Annotated in this window: 14 protein-coding genes; 4 read left to right on the top strand and 10 right to left on the bottom strand. The window is 42.4% G+C overall.

Annotation, left to right across the window (positions count from 1 at the left end):
• Nucleotides 1–2: 2 nt before the first annotated feature.
• Nucleotides 3–1,034, top strand: coding sequence for a BT_3987 domain-containing protein (locus ISX59_RS13200; RefSeq protein WP_005781056.1), 1,032 nt, complete (start codon nucleotides 3–5; stop codon nucleotides 1,032–1,034).
• A gap of 168 nt (nucleotides 1,035–1,202) precedes the next feature.
• Here ISX59_RS13200 and ISX59_RS13195 read toward each other — a convergent pair whose 3' ends face one another.
• Entirely contained in the window at nucleotides 1,203–1,523 is a 321-nt protein-coding gene (locus tag ISX59_RS13195) for a hypothetical protein (RefSeq protein WP_005808132.1), read from the bottom strand.
• A 200-nt stretch (nucleotides 1,524–1,723) separates the two neighbouring features.
• Between ISX59_RS13195 and ISX59_RS13190 the strand changes: the two genes are divergently transcribed.
• The 3 genes from ISX59_RS13190 to ISX59_RS13180 all read left to right on the top strand — a co-directional run bounded on the left by ISX59_RS13190 (nucleotide 1,724) and on the right by ISX59_RS13180 (nucleotide 4,259).
• Nucleotides 1,724–2,179, top strand: a complete 456-nt coding sequence (locus ISX59_RS13190) for a helix-turn-helix domain-containing protein (RefSeq protein WP_005821551.1) — start codon at nucleotides 1,724–1,726, stop codon at nucleotides 2,177–2,179.
• Between the two features lie 524 nt (nucleotides 2,180–2,703).
• Complete coding sequence (locus tag ISX59_RS13185) at nucleotides 2,704–3,330, top strand: Type 1 glutamine amidotransferase-like domain-containing protein (RefSeq protein WP_005781062.1); 627 nt, start codon at nucleotides 2,704–2,706, stop codon at nucleotides 3,328–3,330.
• Nucleotides 3,327–4,259, top strand: coding sequence for a YafY family protein (locus ISX59_RS13180; protein WP_005781063.1), 933 nt, complete (start codon nucleotides 3,327–3,329; stop codon nucleotides 4,257–4,259). The genes ISX59_RS13185 and ISX59_RS13180 overlap by 4 nt, the downstream gene beginning before the upstream one ends.
• Before the next feature lie 815 nt (nucleotides 4,260–5,074).
• On the opposite strand, the gene ISX59_RS13175 is transcribed toward ISX59_RS13180, so the two are convergent.
• From ISX59_RS13175 to ISX59_RS13135, 9 genes are all read right to left on the bottom strand, one after another.
• A complete protein-coding gene (locus ISX59_RS13175) occupies nucleotides 5,075–5,248 on the bottom strand; it encodes a hypothetical protein (protein ID WP_005808137.1) in 174 nt (57 codons plus the stop codon).
• 104 nt (nucleotides 5,249–5,352) lie between these two features.
• Nucleotides 5,353–6,030, bottom strand: coding sequence for a DUF4493 domain-containing protein (locus ISX59_RS13170; RefSeq protein ID WP_005821553.1), 678 nt, complete (start codon nucleotides 6,028–6,030; stop codon nucleotides 5,353–5,355).
• A 2-nt stretch (nucleotides 6,031–6,032) separates the two neighbouring features.
• A complete protein-coding gene (locus tag ISX59_RS13165; RefSeq protein WP_220575968.1) occupies nucleotides 6,033–8,135 on the bottom strand; it encodes a DUF4493 domain-containing protein in 2,103 nt (700 codons plus the stop codon).
• A gap of 11 nt (nucleotides 8,136–8,146) precedes the next feature.
• Entirely contained in the window at nucleotides 8,147–9,757 is a 1,611-nt protein-coding gene (locus ISX59_RS13160) for a PCMD domain-containing protein (RefSeq protein ID WP_005808144.1), read from the bottom strand.
• Between the two features lie 20 nt (nucleotides 9,758–9,777).
• Nucleotides 9,778–10,503: a hypothetical protein gene (locus tag ISX59_RS13155; protein ID WP_005781085.1), complete on the bottom strand. Its 726-nt coding sequence runs from the start codon at nucleotides 10,501–10,503 to the stop codon at nucleotides 9,778–9,780.
• Between the two features lie 10 nt (nucleotides 10,504–10,513).
• A complete protein-coding gene (locus ISX59_RS13150; RefSeq protein WP_032539542.1) occupies nucleotides 10,514–12,304 on the bottom strand; it encodes a DUF4493 domain-containing protein in 1,791 nt (596 codons plus the stop codon).
• 12 nt (nucleotides 12,305–12,316) lie between these two features.
• The gene (locus ISX59_RS13145) at nucleotides 12,317–13,645 is read right to left on the bottom strand and encodes a DUF4493 domain-containing protein (RefSeq protein ID WP_032539558.1); all 1,329 of its coding nucleotides are present in this window, start codon (nucleotides 13,643–13,645) and stop codon (nucleotides 12,317–12,319) included.
• A 19-nt stretch (nucleotides 13,646–13,664) separates the two neighbouring features.
• Nucleotides 13,665–14,474 (bottom strand): DUF4493 domain-containing protein, encoded by an 810-nt coding sequence (locus ISX59_RS13140; protein ID WP_005781092.1) that lies wholly within the window; start codon nucleotides 14,472–14,474, stop codon nucleotides 13,665–13,667.
• A gap of 223 nt (nucleotides 14,475–14,697) precedes the next feature.
• Complete coding sequence (locus ISX59_RS13135) at nucleotides 14,698–17,667, bottom strand: PEP/pyruvate-binding domain-containing protein (protein ID WP_032530172.1); 2,970 nt, start codon at nucleotides 17,665–17,667, stop codon at nucleotides 14,698–14,700.
• Between the last annotated feature and the right edge of the window lie 45 nt (nucleotides 17,668–17,712).

Here is a 17,712-nt window from a genome sequence, read left to right as displayed (position 1 = left end):
GAATGAAAAGAAGAATAAAATCCACCCCAAGCATTTTATGGGTTCTATTGCTCGTCTTGTCGGCATCGTGCAGTAAAGATGAAATACAGATAGTAGATCAGGATACAAGTTGGCAAATGGACAATAAGTATATCGAAGAAGATATCCGTGAGCAACTCGGCATCGATCCGTTCACTGATCTGGTGTACCTGGGATACTATGGCAAGCCTTATATACAGCTGGAAGCAACCAACGACCTGGTAAGTACCACCCTGGTAGGAAAGAACGAACTTTCGTTCAAAGTAAAAGTGACAAAGCCCTACAAAGAAGATATCCAGGTCAATCTTATCAAAGAAGACAAATTGATGGCCGATTTTCCTGAAATGGTGGAAGGTATCCCCCTCTTTCCGAACGAAAGCTGCACCTTTGAGGGTAGTGTGCTGAAAGCGGGTGAACTGGAAACGACAGTCAAACTGACTCTCAAGGATGTTGAGAAGTTAAACAACCTATCGGGTTATGTGATGGCAATAAAGCTGACGATGGAAGGATCGCATGAACATTTGGCAATCGCCCGGACCCGCTCGGCATACTTTGTGAAACTAAATCTTTCTATACGCCTGGACAATATCGATTCAAGCAATAAAAAGATCGAAGGAAAAGGCTTCAACAAAGAAATCGGGTTTAAATCGGATATACGACCGGAGAAATTAGGTTCGCTAAACGATGGTAACTTTACAGCCAACAACTGGTATACCTCCAACGCCCACAATTATCTGACGATTATTCTGCCGGAAAAACAGTTACTCAAAGGGTTCAGGCTGGACACCAACAAATCGACAAGCGGCTCGTATATGCTTAAATCCTGTAGAGTGATGGTTGAAACACCGGACGGAAATTGGGTGAACCATGGAGTATTCGACCGTAAGGTCATGGATGGAATTGCTTATATAAGCTTTAAAAAACCGGTGGAATGTACTAAAGTACGTTTCGAGAATATGATGGCCTTCAATGGCAGATTTTCCGTTGATGTAAATGAAGTCACAGCTTTCCGGTAAAGCAAGATTTCATTACTTTTTATTCACACCGTGAAGGGGCGGGACTGTTAATTCATAAGTCCCGCCCCTTCCTTAAAACCATGTGACAGCACATTAATATACAAACAGGTGAAGCTGTACCCTTCTCCATATTATGCCTCTAAATGCATTTCATATCCCTTACTATCTTTAGTGAAAATGGTCTGCCATTGATCCGGCCTGATCGTCCGGCTGAGATAGTTCTCCTTCGGGAACAGCCTCAGCTACTTCACGTTCGATAATCTCTCCGATCCGTTTTCTGTTTTTGCGCAACAGATCATAAATCTCATTTTCATCAAAGCTATCCTCAAATATAATGGGATATTTTTCCACATCTTCGCTGTCACCCATACAAACAAGAATACGCAGCTCGCTACAATGACCGTAAGATATTATGGCACTGTATTCTTTTAAAAGTTCAGCCAGTTTGGTGAAGAAATCAATTTCTTTAGTTGTCAGTAGTCCGATCATAGTGTGTAATAGGATTGTTGTTATTTCAATAGCCGTAAAATAAGCGCAAAACAGTTGATTCTGCAAGCATATACGTATTCCTTATATTCTATTTTCAAACAAAGTAATATTCATTTTATTCATCTTATTCCATTTTTTTCGTATATTTGCTTCGAACGGAACATTTTAACGGAAATCGTTGTTCAAAAAGCAAAAAGAACATGGAAACAGAAGAAGAAATACAGAATGTAAATGTCCATCACGGACATAACATAAGGCGTACCCGGATCGAGAAAAACATCAAGCAGGACGCATTGGCAGCACTCGTAAACATGACGCAACCGAATGTATCCAAATACGAGAAGATGCGGGTGATTGAGGATGAAATGCTAAATAGATTCGCAAGGGCGCTGAATGTGCCGGTGGAATATCTGAAAACGCTGGAAGAGGATGCACCTTCTGTGGTATTTGAGAATATCACAAATAATGTGCATGACAATAAAGATAGCTCAATGGGATCTACAGGATATAACAACGATATTATAACTAACACTTTTAATCCGATTGATAAAATCACCGAACTCTACGAGCGTCTTCTCAAAGAGAAAGATGAAAAATATGCCGCACTTGAAAAACGGATTCAAAGTCTGGAACAGCAAAATAACAGCGGAAAGTAATTCCGCAAACATATCTCTCCATATAAATGGGTGTAGCCATCCGACACTTAGGGTGTAGCCATACCGGGGTTAGGGTGTAGCTATCCGTCCCGGATGGCTACACCCTAATTATTATGTGCAAGTTCCATCGGGGCGGGCATCCCTCACCCGTTTCTCCGGACAATTCTTCGATCCGGGTATATTCCACATGACATTGCTACATATGACAGCTTCAGCTTGAACCTGTCAAAATCACCTTTTAATAAGGAAAGAAGATCCCCAGGCCTTTAATATGAAGTGGTAATATGTTTCTGCGCTTTATTAGAAACATAAAATTTCTAACCAGCAATAAAAGTATAACTTCCTCTAATCTGCAAGGACGACTACAATACCGGACATGGTTATCTGGATATATTAGACTTACTGACATAGGGTTGTCATAGAAGTTGTTATTTTTGCACCATTAAGCATTCAACGTTGATTTTGGATGATTTTAGGTTGCTAATACCAAGTACCCGACAATAATAAATTTAATATAACTAAATATGAAAAGATTATTTTTATGCTCATCTTTTGCCGATGTAGCCAATCTGCTTATTGATTTTGCTAATGAGGATTTAAAAGGAAAAATTATAGCTTTTATACCAACTGCAAGCCTTACAGAATCAATACGATTCTATGTAAAAACAGGAAAAAAAGCTCTTGAAAAAGTAGGAATGATTGTTGAAGAAGTTGAGATTACCCAATTTTCCAATGAAGAAATATCTTCTATATTACACAAATGTGATTATATCTATATAACAGGTGGAAATACATTCTTCCTTCTGCAAGAGTTAAAAAGAAAAGGTGTTGATAAAATCATATCCGAACAAGTTAAATCGGGAAAACTGTATATTGGGGAGTCTGCTGGAGCAATAATAGCATCTCCCGATACAGAGTATATGAAGAATGTAAACTTTGACCCAATAGAAAAAGCTCCTGAATTGGAGGACTATTCTTCTTTAGGTTTGGTTGATTTTTATACAATTCCCCATTATGGTAATTTCCCATTCAAGAAAAAAGGTGAAAAAGTAATTCAGCTATATAATGAAAAGTTGCAGCTTATCCCAATAAGTAATAAACAAGCAATTTTTATTGAAGACTCAAATATCCAAATTAAAGATGCAAGATGAATAGGATAGACCGTATTTCTGCTATATTGATTCAATTGCAATCGCATTCGTTAGTGAAAGCACAACAGATTTCAGAGCGTTTTGAAATAAGTATTCGTACTGTATACCGGGATATAAGAACATTGGAAGAGGCAGGAATTCCGATTATTGGAAATCCCGGTATTGGTTATTCACTGGCAGAAGGATTCAAATTGCCCCCGCTAATGTTTACTCAAAAAGAAGCCTTGTCCTTTTTAATTGCAGAGAAATTAGTACATGAACTAACTGATTCAAACAGTAATGAACATTACAAGTCGGGCATAGAAAAGATAAAGTCTGTGATGCGCTTTGTAGATAAAAAGATGTTGGAAACAATGGAAGAATGCCTGTCTGTCTTAAATACTTATAAATCATCTGCGTATAAGCCAGACATTCTTTTACTAATATTGCAAAGTATATATCAAAAGAGAATTGTTGAAATGTCTTATTTTACAGGTACTACATTAAGTGTTTCAGAACGAAAGGTTGAACCTATTGGAATTTTCTTTTCGAGAACTAACTGGTATCTGATAGGGTTTTGTCTTCAAAAAGAAGCCTATCTTACATTTCGTATAGATAGAATTCAAGAAATACACATTCTTAATGAATTTCAATCACGAGAACATCCACCTTTTAAAAAGTTCTTGGATGAGTTTTACGACAAAGAAAAGTTATATGAAGTTGTCATAAGAATAGAAAAAGATAAAACATCCATGATAAATGATGATAAATATTACTACGGATTGACATCCGAAAAAGAAATAGACAATATGATTGAGTACCGTTTTATTACTTTTTCAATCAGTAAATTTGCACATTGGTATTTGTCTTTCGCAGATGTTGCTACAATAATAACGCCAAATTCTTTAAAACATGAAGTTAAAAATATTATCAATAACATCTCTATTTGATAGCAATCAGCTGTTCCTGATGACAAACAGGTGATGAACCGGTTACGGAACGGTGACTTCAGCAACAAGATTGGGCATTGCCAAACGAAAGATCAATAGATTTGGAGAAGTGTTTGAGAGCAGATGTCAAAGTGCCAAAATGTCAAAATGATAATCCAATGGCTCTATATCCCGTTCTTTCGGACACGTCTCTGATGAAGTTCGGAAAAACGGCTCACAGACGATTCCCCGATTATCGTTTCAACAGGTCATTCAGCTGCTTCCTTATCAAATAGAAACAATAAAGGAGTATTATCCGCCGTAATCTCCTTGTTAGAGTAGAATACCATTCTTTTACACACTTCGGACAGGATACTTCCCGGCGAGCAACGGGAAGAAAATCCGTGCTCTTATCGCCCGATTTGCATAACAATATATGTAATCTGCCAAAACATTAGGAGATATTTAAAAAAGAAGTAAGCAAATTGGGAAAATGTAACCGTCTTTCGAAGCAAATGCTTACTTGTTTTGGGGTAAATGCTTACTTGTTTTCCGGAAAAGCAAGGCTCTACCGACTCAAAAGAGCGGTTCTTCGCCTCCGGAAGTTACTTGATATGCTTCTTTTCCCTCCGGTTCATCCGGAAAAAAAACTGGGAGAGTCAGAGGAAAGAGGTATTTCACACCTTTTTGATAGTTTAATAGGATAATAGAGAACAAAACGTTTTACCTGCCACAAAGCATACAAAGGGCACAAAGGCTTATTTATAAATAAAACCTCCATGCCCTCTGTGTACTCTGTAGTGAAAAAGGGATCTCGCAACGATTCCTGTTTTACACTATTTTTTCTTTCCCGTTCCTTTGCCGGAATGGATATCGCCAGCACTGCCGGATGCAGCAGCTTTTTCCTTTACTTTGTCCTCAGACATCAGATGCCTGTTCTTTTCATATTCTTCATGGATCTGCACTTCCCGGCTCTCCATGTCCTTCTTCAATTGCCTGTCTCTATTCATACTTTCTACGTTTTAAAGATTGGCAATATGACAAATCCGGAAGAAGAAAGTTTGGAGGTTTAAGGAAGTTTAGGAGTAACCGGACTGCTTTTCATCGACCTTCCTTACTGAACCAGGCCGATCCGGACTTTATAATTTCCGGAAGTAAGTTCCGCTCCCGATTCCTGAAGGATGGAACGCGCTTCGGAAGTCATTGTTTCTCCATCGGCATTGGTGGCGGTAAGCGTATAACTTAAATGGGCTCCACCGGTCGGGACATTAAAATAAAGAAGGTCTGTCACATTACCTGCCAGGCTTGCCTGACGTCCTGTAGGACTACTTACGGTAATGGAGAAGTCTGTAAAGTTTGCCATAAATTCATCCGAATACTCAACGCCAACCCCGATATTAATTTGGGGCGCTTTCACCGAAATCAGAGTTACATCCTCTGATACAATGGCGAAAGGGTAGTCGACGCTGTAAGTGGGTGTGCCCGATTCATTGTCCGACGCCTCGGTCTGATCGGGCGTAAAAGCCTTCAGGGTATATTCACCAACCGGAAGAACGATTCTTTTGGAAAGTTCCGCAGCTCCCGGATCGTAACTACGGACACACTCAGAACCTTGCCAGATTTCAAGCTTAAGTCCGGCATCGACGGCACGAGTAATGGGAAGCGTTTCGGTATCACAAGTGAGGGTGATGTTTTCTACGCGGAGATAACCGACAGAGTGATCGGGAGTAGTTTGCTCGCTACAAGAGGCTGTAGCAAGCAAAAGGAGAAAGAGGTATATATAGGTTTTCATATTTATTTGTCGTAAATTAGTTCCACATCGTCGATGAATAGTTCACTACCACGAAACATAGGGTTAGCCGTTTTAGCACTTGTCAGCCCCCCCGATTCGCGTTTTTCAACAGAGGTATTCAAACCAGACTTAAATACCAAAGACATTTTATCCGGGGATAAATATTTATAATTGTCATCATAAATAATATCTATTTTATATTCTTTATAAGATGAAACTAAAGTACTTTCCTGCAATAAGCCTTCGCCTATCACAATATCCCCACTTATTATTTGAATCTTAATATCTGACTTATCATTATCATAAGGAGCATATTTATACCAAAAATGAACTCCAGTGGGTCTTGATTTATACGAGATACCTTTTACGTTATATTCTCCTAAAAAGAGTTCACTTGGAGTAACAGACTTTGGAGAACTATTACTTCCACCATAACCATATCCCACTGTTATAATCCATACAGCAGTCTTTCCATCAGATAAAGGACGTACATCAGTAGTTGGACGTGTACCTGATCTTGAATTATAAGCAAAAGCTGTACCGACACATTTATCTGCAGTCAATACATTCAAAGTAGCCCAAGAATCCCATTCATATTGAGCTCCGTAATCACCACTCAAAAAAGATGTTCCATCTTTACCTCTTACTAACGAATAAGTCTCCATACCTCCATTTATTAATTCTGTCTGGGGATACGTTTTCACCTCCACTTTCTCTCCCGGCACCTCTCCCCTATATTTCGCTCTCACATAATAAGAGGTCCCCGGACTCAGCCCTGCCTTTCGCAAATCTCCGGGCATCGCCTCCCAACTATTACCATCCGCACTAAATTCGTAAGCAATATCGGTAAACTTATCCAAGTTACCGGTTTTCACACTATCGGCAGTAAGTGTATTCAAAGTAAACTCTTTCGTCCAAACATTGCCCGGATAATAACCCACTTTAAAGACAGGTTTCACAGTCCGGATGGTATACATACCGGCATCACTCCAACGGTCATTTGCTTTTACCCGAACGGCTATTATATTATCCGTATCCTGTCCTCCATCGTGAGTCAGCATGCCGGAAGTTACTCCGGCAAAGTCGATAACTCCCTCAGTACTTCCTGCAGTCAGATCGGGCAAGACAATATTCACAGCAGCCAAAGCCCGCCGATCTTCTTCGGAAAGTTCCGACAGCAGATATGTCTTATTCAGATGTTCCAAATGCTTATCCGCAAAGTTGAGGGCAAACTCCACATCCTGAACCGGACGCAAAGCAGTATACGAAACGCCGGCTCTCGACAAAGCGTCCGCTGTTTCCGTATAAGTCAGCACATGATTTTCATCGAAATCCTCACTGAAGACCTTAGCTTTCGGCAACCAACTGTCGGGTACGGTTTCATTGATAGTGACAGGTTCCTGCCGGGCTTCCGTAGTGACCTCAAAACCAACATTGGAAGCTTTCATGGAGAGCTTATAATTATACTTAACGCCCGCTTTCACTGTCTCGATCGGATTCAAAGCATAACTTCCCTCCTGCCCTGTTTCTACGGAAGTGCCGATCAACGCCATCGTCACCCGGCCTCCGGCTTTGAAGTAGGGATGTGTGACATCTCCCGGTTTCCACGTAACCGACTCACCGCCTACGGTAACTTTTACGTAATAATCTTTCAGGCGTTTATCGAAAGCCTCCCGATTCACAATCTCAAAAGTAGCCAGCGCATTGGCTACCTTACAGCCAACGCTTACCGTTGTTGCCTTACCTTTCTCGATAGCGATGTCTTGGACTTCTCCATAATAATAGGGTGCATCCAACTCTAATGCCGGATTCTCTCCAAGATAAGCCTTCAGTTGATAACTGCCTACCTTGAATACCCTTTGATCTCCGAAATCTTTCAATGCACCTTTGTATTCGGGCACGATTGTCCCATCTCTGTCACGCAGCAACTCAATCGTAAACTGCTGCCGCAATTCATCCGACAGTGCATCCGGCAAAGTCCGGGTAACCGCTGCTCCGTCCGTCAATACTATATTCAGGCTGCCGTTAGGCATCGTTTCTATTTCTTCCTGACACGACAGGAAAAAGAACAAACAACACACTAAAGATAAAACAGATTTATGCATAACTCCCTTTCTTATTCATACAATAATTCAAATTCATCTACCCACAGTTCACTACCTACACCTACCGAACCGGTCACTTTCATTCCGGTAAAGTCGCCTCCGTAATGGCTCGAAGTGGCAACAATCGTTATCTTGGCGGGCTTCGCCGTTTTATTGGAGTAAGTCACATCGAACCGGAACTGAGTGTACTTGGTCACTGTCTCCTTTCCGACAAACTCTCCGTAACCGATCTCGTTATCTTTATCGTCCCACAAACGGAGATAGATATGGCATTCATCGTTTTTCAAGTTATCCGGATTGCCTACATAATCAACCGGTTTAGAAGTATATTTATACCATCCTTTCAATCCGGTGGGACGGGCTCCCGTAAACGAACGTCCAAACTTGGGACTATCCTTGGGGCTTTGAGCATTCGTTTTATAATCACCGATGAACAAGTTGCCGGCAGCAACCCCTACCAATGGCACACTGCCCAAAGTAACCATATAAGCGGCTTTCCCGCTTACCGCCTCTTTCTCTTCAGGGCGGGTGCTCGAATCACGGCTGCCTGCCAACGAAGAGGTCACTCCGTCGTTTCCGGTTGCCCAATAGGAATTCGCTCCGTCAGAGTTCGGATACCAACTCTTCTTAAAGGTTCCTGTGGGATTCTGCGACCAGGTATCGAAGTTTAAGTTGGGTATTTCTTGTATCTTTTCGGTTGTGAACGCGGCTTCCGTACTGGGAATTTCTTCGACTACTACCCGCCAAACGTAGTCGGTGCCATCTTGCAACCCGGTCAGTGTCGTACTGAAAGTAGTACCACTTTCCAGTTTCACATCTGCCTCGGGTACAACGCTCCAGGTATCTTCCGACTTCTTCCTGTATTCCACACGGGGAGTGGTTCCCTGCTTCATGCCCCCATCCAGAGTGGCACGTGTGGCCCATACATCGGCACTGCCCGTAGTACCTGTCGATGTGGTACGCACCACATCGACCGTCCATAGCTCTTCTTTATCGAAACGGCTGACAACAAACTCTTGCGGTCTGCGGAAATTGGTTACGGTGGACGGATCGGGGGTGATGGTAGCCTTACTGCCTCCCAGAATCATCTTTGTTATCTTGACAGCAGACAAATCCTGTTTCTGCGAGACATACACCAATACCGTGTGATTCTTATCATCGATGATGGCAGGCAAGGCCTGGTTCTCGACTTCGACTACCCGCTCGATGGTCTGACGGACGGTTATCATCCACTGATAATCCTGATAGGTACGCAGCAGAACAGGAACGGTCTTACTGAAATCGACCCGTGTATCTGCTCCTGCCGGCAAGTCGGCTAAAGCAGAAAAGCCGGCCGAAGGAAATTTATTGGGGCTGACACAGTATTGTTCGTCTACGCTGTAAGTGGCTTCTTCGTTCACAACGAACCTGATAATACGCAATTCTTCTATATCGACTTCATCACCTACTTCGACTGCGATGGTGCGGCTGTTCTTGTTTATCTCGGCATCACCGGTCTGCCCTTCTACTTCGAAAGCTGTAATTTCGCCTTTGATGTAAGGGTAAGGAATGTCATTCTGTATGCAAGCACCCAGAGCAAAGACCGACAGAAACAGGAATAGATAAATTTGTAAACTCTTCATTTCTCAAAACACTGCTTAAGTTAGAAATACATCGTCATTCCGAGATTAATCGAGAATAAGTCTATCTTGAAATTACCACTTGCACTATGACGGGAAGCTTTGTTTACCTGATTGTGTATCTGATCGACCCATTTATAACTGAATCCCATCACTCCTACCGAAACTTCTACCGAAGCAAAATCGGATACGAATGCCGCCAATCCGGGAGCTGCACCGATCTCAAACGTGTGAGAACGCTGATAGTATCCCGTCAAGTCGTTACCCGTACCATTGGAATGTTTCCCTTGCCCGTAAGCATAAGTCAGACGCACTTCATTGAAGAAACCGAACACTTTGCTGCTGCCCAGCCCCATATAGGTACGCAGAAATCCGGATGCGGAATAGTTATGCTCCAGATACATATCGTCTTTGATGTGGAACGAAAGATCATCGCCCAGATTAATGTCTACGTTTCCTATATTGAAGTAGGTACGAGAGTAAGTGAACCTGCCTCCCGCTGCCATATTGTCGGCAAAGAAGTATCCTCCGAAGGGACTCAAACGGAATGTATAACCTTTGGCATCGATATTTGCCAATACCAAAAACTGGTATTGATCAGCACTCTGCTCCGAATACGAAACTGTAGAACCCATAAACCATTGCCCTTTCGGGACAAACACACTCTTCACGATTCCACGGTCAAACTTCTTCTTTGCCTGGACCAGTACCGGACAAAGAAGAAGTAGAAATATAATTATTTTTTTCATTCGCTATGGATTAGTTGGCGGTAACAGGTGTACCGTACACCAATTCAAAATCATCAATCAACATGACACTGCTTTCGCTGCCGGTAAAGAAGTCACCATATTTACTTGCAGAAGCAACAACGATAATATATTTGGGTTTACGGGTCAAATCACGATATTGCAGATCAATCGTAAACTGCTTCCAGACTACATTTCCGCTTTCATCGAAAGAACCTTTGGACTCTTCATCGGTAATGGAACCGTAGGCTATGACATCTTTATTGGCTTCGGAAAGATCGACCGTATAACGCGTGGGACTGCCTTCTTTGTTATTGTTGACTTCATAAGCTGTCTTCACTCCATTATCATCAACCAAACCTTCATTGTCAGTCAAGGCAATATAGATAGCACATTTATCACCACCCGAGTTTTTCAATTCCTCCACATTATGATCTCCACGATCTATACTGGTTCCACGAGTGTATTTGTACCATCCATTCAGTTGCGTAGGACGTGAAGTAAACTCACGACCAAAACGTATACGTGCTCCCATCGGGCTTGTATACGTTTCCATATAACGCCCGATATAGATGTTACCGGCAGCAAATTTTCCGATACCAAACACTCCCACAAATTGCGAAGACAATTTAGCCGATTTACCACCTACGGTATGTACATCGTTGCTTTCTCCGATACTTGGATTTTTACTCATGGTAGCTGCTCCCACATTACCGGTATCCCAATACGAATTCTTAGCAGAAGCCTCAGCCGCAGTTCCCGGGAACCAAGTTTTTCCATTCTGATTCCATTCATCAAAACTTCCATTTTCCAGTTGTTTCTGAAGTTCGGTGGTCGCAGTCGTTATCTTTCCGTTTACTCCATTTATTGCAAAACAGAAATCATACTCCGTACCGGGAATCAGACCGGTTATGGTTGCAATAAGCTTTCCATCGGCCTGTTCAACATTGGACACCGTATTCCAATCTTCCGTTCCGGAAATGCGATATTTACACTCTTTGGTAACAACACCGTCAGGAAGAGGAAGAGTTACGTCTGCAAAATCAGACCAGACATTTACACTCGGATTACTTTCTTTAGGAATGGAAATATTCACATTATACTCTTTGGTAGAAGGATCTAAAGTAACAGATACACCACCAATAGCACCATTGGCCTTCATAGTATAGTTAATACGATAGTGCTGACGTTCTTTTACATCTGTAATCGGTTCGGATTCAAAAACAAAAGAACGTCCATCCGTATTTGTCAATGCCAACGAAATATTCAGATTATCCACCGCAAAATATCCGGAACGTGTTTCATCCTTACCAAAAATCAGTTTACCGGAAGAATTACCCACAGAACAGCTCAGTTTCGAAAAATACTTCTTCACATCAGCACTGTAATTGACTGTCACTTTCACATTAGCCAAACGGCACTCTATATTCACATTCTGATTTACTTTCGGAACAACCGTTACTTCGGTCTGTCCCCAATAATAAGGTTCGTCAAATCCGGCCGTCGCCACATCAACCCCTTTTGAGAAAGCATTAATGGTATAAGTACCCAATGGTAATTCAAGGGGAGCAGATGTCCAGTTATGCCAGTCATCAGTCTCTTTCACAACAGTCCCTGCTCTGTCAACTACCTGCAAGGCAATCGGCAACTCTTCTGCCCTTGTCGCCGGAACCAAAATCGTACTTGTATTCTTCTCCACAGAAAACTGGAGATAGCCAGTCTTGCCGTTAGAAGTCTCTTCTTGTTGGCATGATGCCATCACAAGAGTAAAGACAGAGACGAACAAATATATATATCTTTTCATTGGAAATTCAAATTAGTTTTTCACCACTTTTACTGTCAATTTCTTGGCTAACTCCTTACCATTATTATCAATCAGTTTAATAGTAAAATAATGTTGCTGAAGGCCAAACGGTGACAACATAGGCATAAAGCCGGATACATCAAAGATGAACTCTTTTTTATCTTTAATCGGATCATTCGGATCAATCAAACCGATACCGGATCCGTCTTCCAAACTACCTCCAAGTTTATCTTCCAAATCACCGGGATTAGCCAAATCGAATGTTTCTCCCAACCCCATTTGAGAAATCAAACCTATAAACTCATTAGAGTCTGAAGTGATAGTCACAAGCAAGTTCCGGATTCCGGCCGGAGCTTTCATCGTTACCTGAACTGTCGGCGGATTGTTCGTATCCACTTCCACCACTTCATCTGCTCCGATAATCTCCGGTCCGTCTTCTGCCGGCTGATCCGGTTCTGCCGGCTGATCCGGCTCCTCCGGTTTCGATTCTTCAATCAGTTCAGTTGGTACTTTCACTGTTATGCCGGTCTCGTCCATTGTCAAGTCAATATCCAACTGTATCCCCAATTTCGGATCAGAAGGGGTCACATCCGGATCTTCCGGGTCCTCACCCTCTTCTACAGGTTTCACTGTAACATTAAAAGAATCACCTCCCTCCAAGCCTTCTTCATCGGGTTTGGTCACAGTATAAATAGTTTCAATGTCTCTACCTGTTTCCTTCTCAGTTACTTTCGCCACAATTTTGATCGAAGTGGCTCCATTGGGAATGCTGAGATAAATTGAACCTAAATCTTCCTTCTTCACATAAATAACTCCGCCAATCCCATTTGAAACGGTGAACACATAATCGTCGGCAAACATACTGAGAAACTCGTCCGATACATTCAAACTGACCTTTACCGTTGCCGATTTACAGAGAACTTCCGCCTTAGATTCCATTCCCTGCTTCACTTCAATAGAAGAGCTTCCTTCAAAATAAGGAGTACGCGAAGCATCTTGCAAAACACCGCTTTTAGCCACAATCTTATAGTTTCCTACCGGAACGACCAACGGCAAGGCCTCTTTCAGCTTCGCATAGCTGGCAAACGAACGAACCACAGCCTCAGTGGCATTATCAACAATCTCTACTTTATAGGTATTCACATCCAGTTCATCAGTAAGTGACGTACTTTCAGCTTTTGTAGAAGGCGTAGCCTGCGTCTTGTTCACCAGATCCAATGTCAGAAGTCCTTCGTCATTCTTCAAATTATATTTGCCTTCCAGCTCATTTTTCATCTCGCAGGAACTCAAACAAAGTGCTATCAATGCCAGCACTGCATATATGTTTCTTATCGCATTCATATATACCAATCTTTTATATTTACTTACTTGCATTACCCGGCCAATACTCTTCCGGAATCTCAATATTCACATCCTTATCTTCCGTACCGGTATCCACGGTTACGTCCAACGATGCAGTACCCGTAGAAATAGTAATCACCTCCGGATCTACTGTAATAGTAAGATGCGTTTTGGGAGCTACTTTTTTCTCGGCAACCAAAGCTTCCATCACCACCGCATTGCCTTCTTTATCTTTGAAACCTCCTACAGTGATAGATACATTCTCACCATCGGCATTTGCTTTCAGATAAGCATCCTTACCGGAGTCTTTTTTCATATTTACTTCAAAAGGAGCAGTCAGGTGTGAAGTAGAAAGGGAGACAGTACAATCCGAATAATATTTCAGAAAATCTTCCGTATAAACGACTGATACTTTAACATTAGCCGGCTTACAGTACAAAATAACATTCTTTTGTTCGCCTTCACTGACAGTGAACTCCTGGCTGCCTTCCACATACAGTTTATCGAAACCTGCATCTACATTATCACCGTAGAAGGCTTTCACCGTATATTTTTTGCCGGCAGTCAGATCGATAGACAAAGGCATATCCTTGTACAGGCCATCGTATAAAGAGGTACCGTCGCCCTCGTTGACCGTAACTTGATAGTTATCGACTTTTTTGTATTCCGCTTCGCTGACGGAACGGGTTTTCTCTGCAAAAGAAGGATTGGCTGAAAGCCCAAGACTTAAAGAACCAACACCGTATGAAACAGCATCACTGCCGGAATCACACGAGGCAATACATGAAATTAGCATCGCCATACTAACCATAAAAGAGAGTCTTTTCATAATGATAACTACTAAATATTATTCATAAGTTGTAAAAACCGCAGGCAAAATTATAGTTTTCTTTTATTATAATAAATACACAACCTTCGATTCCTTACAAAATCTGAAAAAAGGACCACAAATAGTTGTTTAATCATAAAAACAGACCACAGAAATGGGCTAAAACAAGAAAGTCCCGCCTTTCTTATGAAAAACAGGACTTTTTTTATACAATATTATTTTATTATTTCTCCGGCATAAGAACCACTCCAAGTTTCTTTTTACCATCCATTTTCACAACAATCGGCCTCTCAAAGTGTATGTGACGAAGATATTCAGTCTCAAATACGGCAGGTTGCGCATTCAGAAACTCCTGGTTGTATATTCCATCATTCATAAACGCATTGATGGTGAAATAACCTACACCAAAGGAGGTCAGATTCTGGAAGAAATGCGTCCCCTGACTGGGGTCTACCCGGTAATTGGTCAGTCCGGCTTCCACAATGACACGCGCAGCAGAAATATGCGGCCACTTCACCGGGATACCTAACCAAGTGTCACTGCTTCCCCATCGTCCGGGTCCGACAAGTACATAGTTCTTGCCTTCATTCAGGAACTGCTGGTTAAGTTTCTCTATTTCCCAAGCTATATTCTGATTGTTCGATGCACTGTAATGATCAGTCTTGACATATACGATATCATGTATTTCGTTCATAATGCCATGCCCCAAGGAGTTATTGGAACGGAGCAGCACATCTTCGTCCGAAATAGTAGTAAGATCTTCATCCAGCATATCTTTACTGTCTACAATGGGACGTACCTGAAGCAGATAGAACGTACCGGTCTTATCACGGTCATGATTGAGTGTCACTGCAAATTCGATCTCTACCGGACGGCGCATCTCCTGCTGCCCATAACGAAGTACCCAGCGCAGAATGCGTGCCAACGGAAATACATCGTGCTGCAAGATGTTGGCAAACGTAATCACTTTACGCCCACCGGGATATAAACCGTCACGAATCACCTGGTCATACGGATCATAGGTAGAAGCTATATACCGTAACGAACCGTCTTTTTCGGCTTCTTTCACATGCAACTTCAGAAGATTGAATCCATCATCAATCGAAAAGTTATCACCGGCATTTTTCAGATCGAGAGCGTAAAAACGGGTCTGCGTCTCTTTCAAGGCAATATCCAGTTCACTGGTTTGCAACACCTTTGAAGGATGGGCAGGCGAGAAACGTAAAGTCATACCTCCGTCCACGATATACTTGCCCAAACCGAGAGCCAGGTTTACCGTACCTTCTTCAGCTTTCTCGTCGCCAATGGGATAGTAATTGAGAGATCGGGCTACACCGGACATCGAAGGATAATAACGGTCTCCGTACTGATTGCCGACCACTTGTTGCAGAATAACGGCCATCTTTTCCTGATCGATCACATTCGAAGTGGCCTGCATATATGCCTTACTGTCGCGGAAATAAACAGACGCATATACGCCTTTAATGGCATCGGACAGCATACGGAGCATCTCATATTTATCATCCAGATAAGGAATCATATAGGTATTATAGATTCCTGCAAAAGGCTGATAGTGGGAGTCCTCAAGCAAGGAAGAAGAACGAATGGCGATAGGAGACTTCACCACATCGAAGAAAGTAAAGAAGTCTTCAACCAGACGGTCGGGCAACTTCGCTTTCAGGAAGTATTTCAGAATCGTATCGTCATCAGCATCGGAAAGGGCAATCTGATACAGATTATTGCTATCCATAAACTCGTCGAATACATCGGTACAAAGCACCACTGTTTTCGGGATAGCCACACGGGCATTCTCAAATTCTTCAAATTCCGGATGACGCTTCACCATATTGTCAATAAACGCCAGTCCACGCCCCTTTCCTCCCAACGAACCGTCTCCGATACGGGCAAAGTTTGAATAACGGTCGAAGCGGTCGCGTTTGAATACAGCTACCACTCCCTGATTTTTCATTTTTCGGTATTTAACAATAGCCTCAAAGATGATTTTACGATGCGCATCCACATCTTGCAGACTATGCCAGGTGATGGGACGAAGGAATTCCGCAACCGGAAACATAGCACGTGAATACAGCCAACGTGAAACATGATTGCGACTGATGTGATAAAGGAACGATTCGGCAGGAACGGCAAAAAGAATATTCTGCAACTCTTTCAGGTTCCGAACCCGGGCTATCTCGACACCCGTCTCAGGATTACGGAACACAAAGTCGCCAAAACCGAAATTATCGGAAACAATCCGGCGAAGATCGACATCCATTTTCTTGGAATTCTTATCAATGAACGTAGCTCCATACTTAGCCGCATAGGCAGCGTTCTCTGTCTCGGACGACTGGATGATCAAGGGTACGAACGGATCTTTCTTCCTGACTTCCGCACAAAGCTTGATTCCTGCCATGCCGTCCTTCTCTCCTTTCTCCACACGGGGAAAGCGGACATCGGTGATGACTCCCAGTATATTATTGGTATACTTATCGTATATATCCATTGCCTCCTCATAAGTACGGGCCAATACTATTTTGGGACGCCCGCGCATACGGAGTGTACGTTGATGGGCATTCAAAGCCTCGGTAGAGAACTCCTGGCTCTGCTTCAACACAAATTTATAAAGATTGGGAAGCACAGATGAATAGAAACGGATACTGTCTTCTACCAGCAGAATCAACTGCACGCCCACCTCTTTCACGTCATGCTCCAGGTTCATCTTGTCTTCGATCAGCTTGATGATGGACACCAGCAAATCAGTATTTCCCAACCAACAAAACACGTAGTCGAATGCACTCAGGTCCTCGTTCGCTATCCGTTTGGTAATGCCGTGACTGAACGGTGTCAGAATAACGATCGGTATCTGTTCGTACTTCTCCTTGATATGGCGTCCGATATCAAAACTATCGTTGTCTCCCGTACCCGGCATGCAAATCACCAAATCAAACGATACACTCCCAAGCTGTCTCAACGCCTCTTCCTCGGTAGAAACTTGCGAAAAACGAGGGGGATAACGGAGCGAAAGCGAGGTGTATTCATTGAAAATCTTTTCATCGATACGTCCGTCATCCTCCAGCATAAAAGCATCGTAAGGATTGGCTATCAATAAAACATTAAAGATTCGCCTTGTCATCAGATTGGCAAACTGAGTATCTTTAAAATAGAGCTGGTTTAATTTAAATTTGCTGAGCATGGGTTTCCCGTAGTTTTAAAATTCAACAGACAAAAGTCGCTGTTT

The organism is Bacteroides sp. FSHCM14E1, from assembly GCF_019633785.1.
Taxonomy (GTDB): domain Bacteria; phylum Bacteroidota; class Bacteroidia; order Bacteroidales; family Bacteroidaceae; genus Bacteroides; species Bacteroides hominis.
Note: the sequence above shows the minus strand (reverse complement) of the source record. Positions and strands in the feature narration are given on the sequence as shown.

What these genes read in the sequence shown, in the direction of transcription:
- ISX59_RS13155 (WP_005781085.1), bottom strand. Translation starts at nt 10,503, where the DNA reads ATGAAAAAAATAATTATATTTCTACTTCTTCTTTGTCCGGTACTGGTC.
- ISX59_RS13180 (WP_005781063.1), top strand. Translation starts at nt 3,327, where the DNA reads ATGAATAGGATAGACCGTATTTCTGCTATATTGATTCAATTGCAATCG.
- ISX59_RS13190 (WP_005821551.1), top strand. Translation starts at nt 1,724, where the DNA reads ATGGAAACAGAAGAAGAAATACAGAATGTAAATGTCCATCACGGACAT.
- ISX59_RS13135 (WP_032530172.1), bottom strand. Translation starts at nt 17,667, where the DNA reads ATGCTCAGCAAATTTAAATTAAACCAGCTCTATTTTAAAGATACTCAG.
- ISX59_RS13165 (WP_220575968.1), bottom strand. Translation starts at nt 8,135, where the DNA reads ATGCATAAATCTGTTTTATCTTTAGTGTGTTGTTTGTTCTTTTTCCTG.
- ISX59_RS13185 (WP_005781062.1), top strand. Translation starts at nt 2,704, where the DNA reads ATGAAAAGATTATTTTTATGCTCATCTTTTGCCGATGTAGCCAATCTG.
- ISX59_RS13175 (WP_005808137.1), bottom strand. Translation starts at nt 5,248, where the DNA reads ATGAATAGAGACAGGCAATTGAAGAAGGACATGGAGAGCCGGGAAGTG.
- ISX59_RS13160 (WP_005808144.1), bottom strand. Translation starts at nt 9,757, where the DNA reads ATGAAGAGTTTACAAATTTATCTATTCCTGTTTCTGTCGGTCTTTGCT.
- ISX59_RS13200 (WP_005781056.1), top strand. Translation starts at nt 3, where the DNA reads ATGAAAAGAAGAATAAAATCCACCCCAAGCATTTTATGGGTTCTATTG.
- ISX59_RS13170 (WP_005821553.1), bottom strand. Translation starts at nt 6,030, where the DNA reads ATGAAAACCTATATATACCTCTTTCTCCTTTTGCTTGCTACAGCCTCT.
- ISX59_RS13150 (WP_032539542.1), bottom strand. Translation starts at nt 12,304, where the DNA reads ATGAAAAGATATATATATTTGTTCGTCTCTGTCTTTACTCTTGTGATG.
- ISX59_RS13140 (WP_005781092.1), bottom strand. Translation starts at nt 14,474, where the DNA reads ATGAAAAGACTCTCTTTTATGGTTAGTATGGCGATGCTAATTTCATGT.
- ISX59_RS13195 (WP_005808132.1), bottom strand. Translation starts at nt 1,523, where the DNA reads ATGATCGGACTACTGACAACTAAAGAAATTGATTTCTTCACCAAACTG.
- ISX59_RS13145 (WP_032539558.1), bottom strand. Translation starts at nt 13,645, where the DNA reads ATGAATGCGATAAGAAACATATATGCAGTGCTGGCATTGATAGCACTT.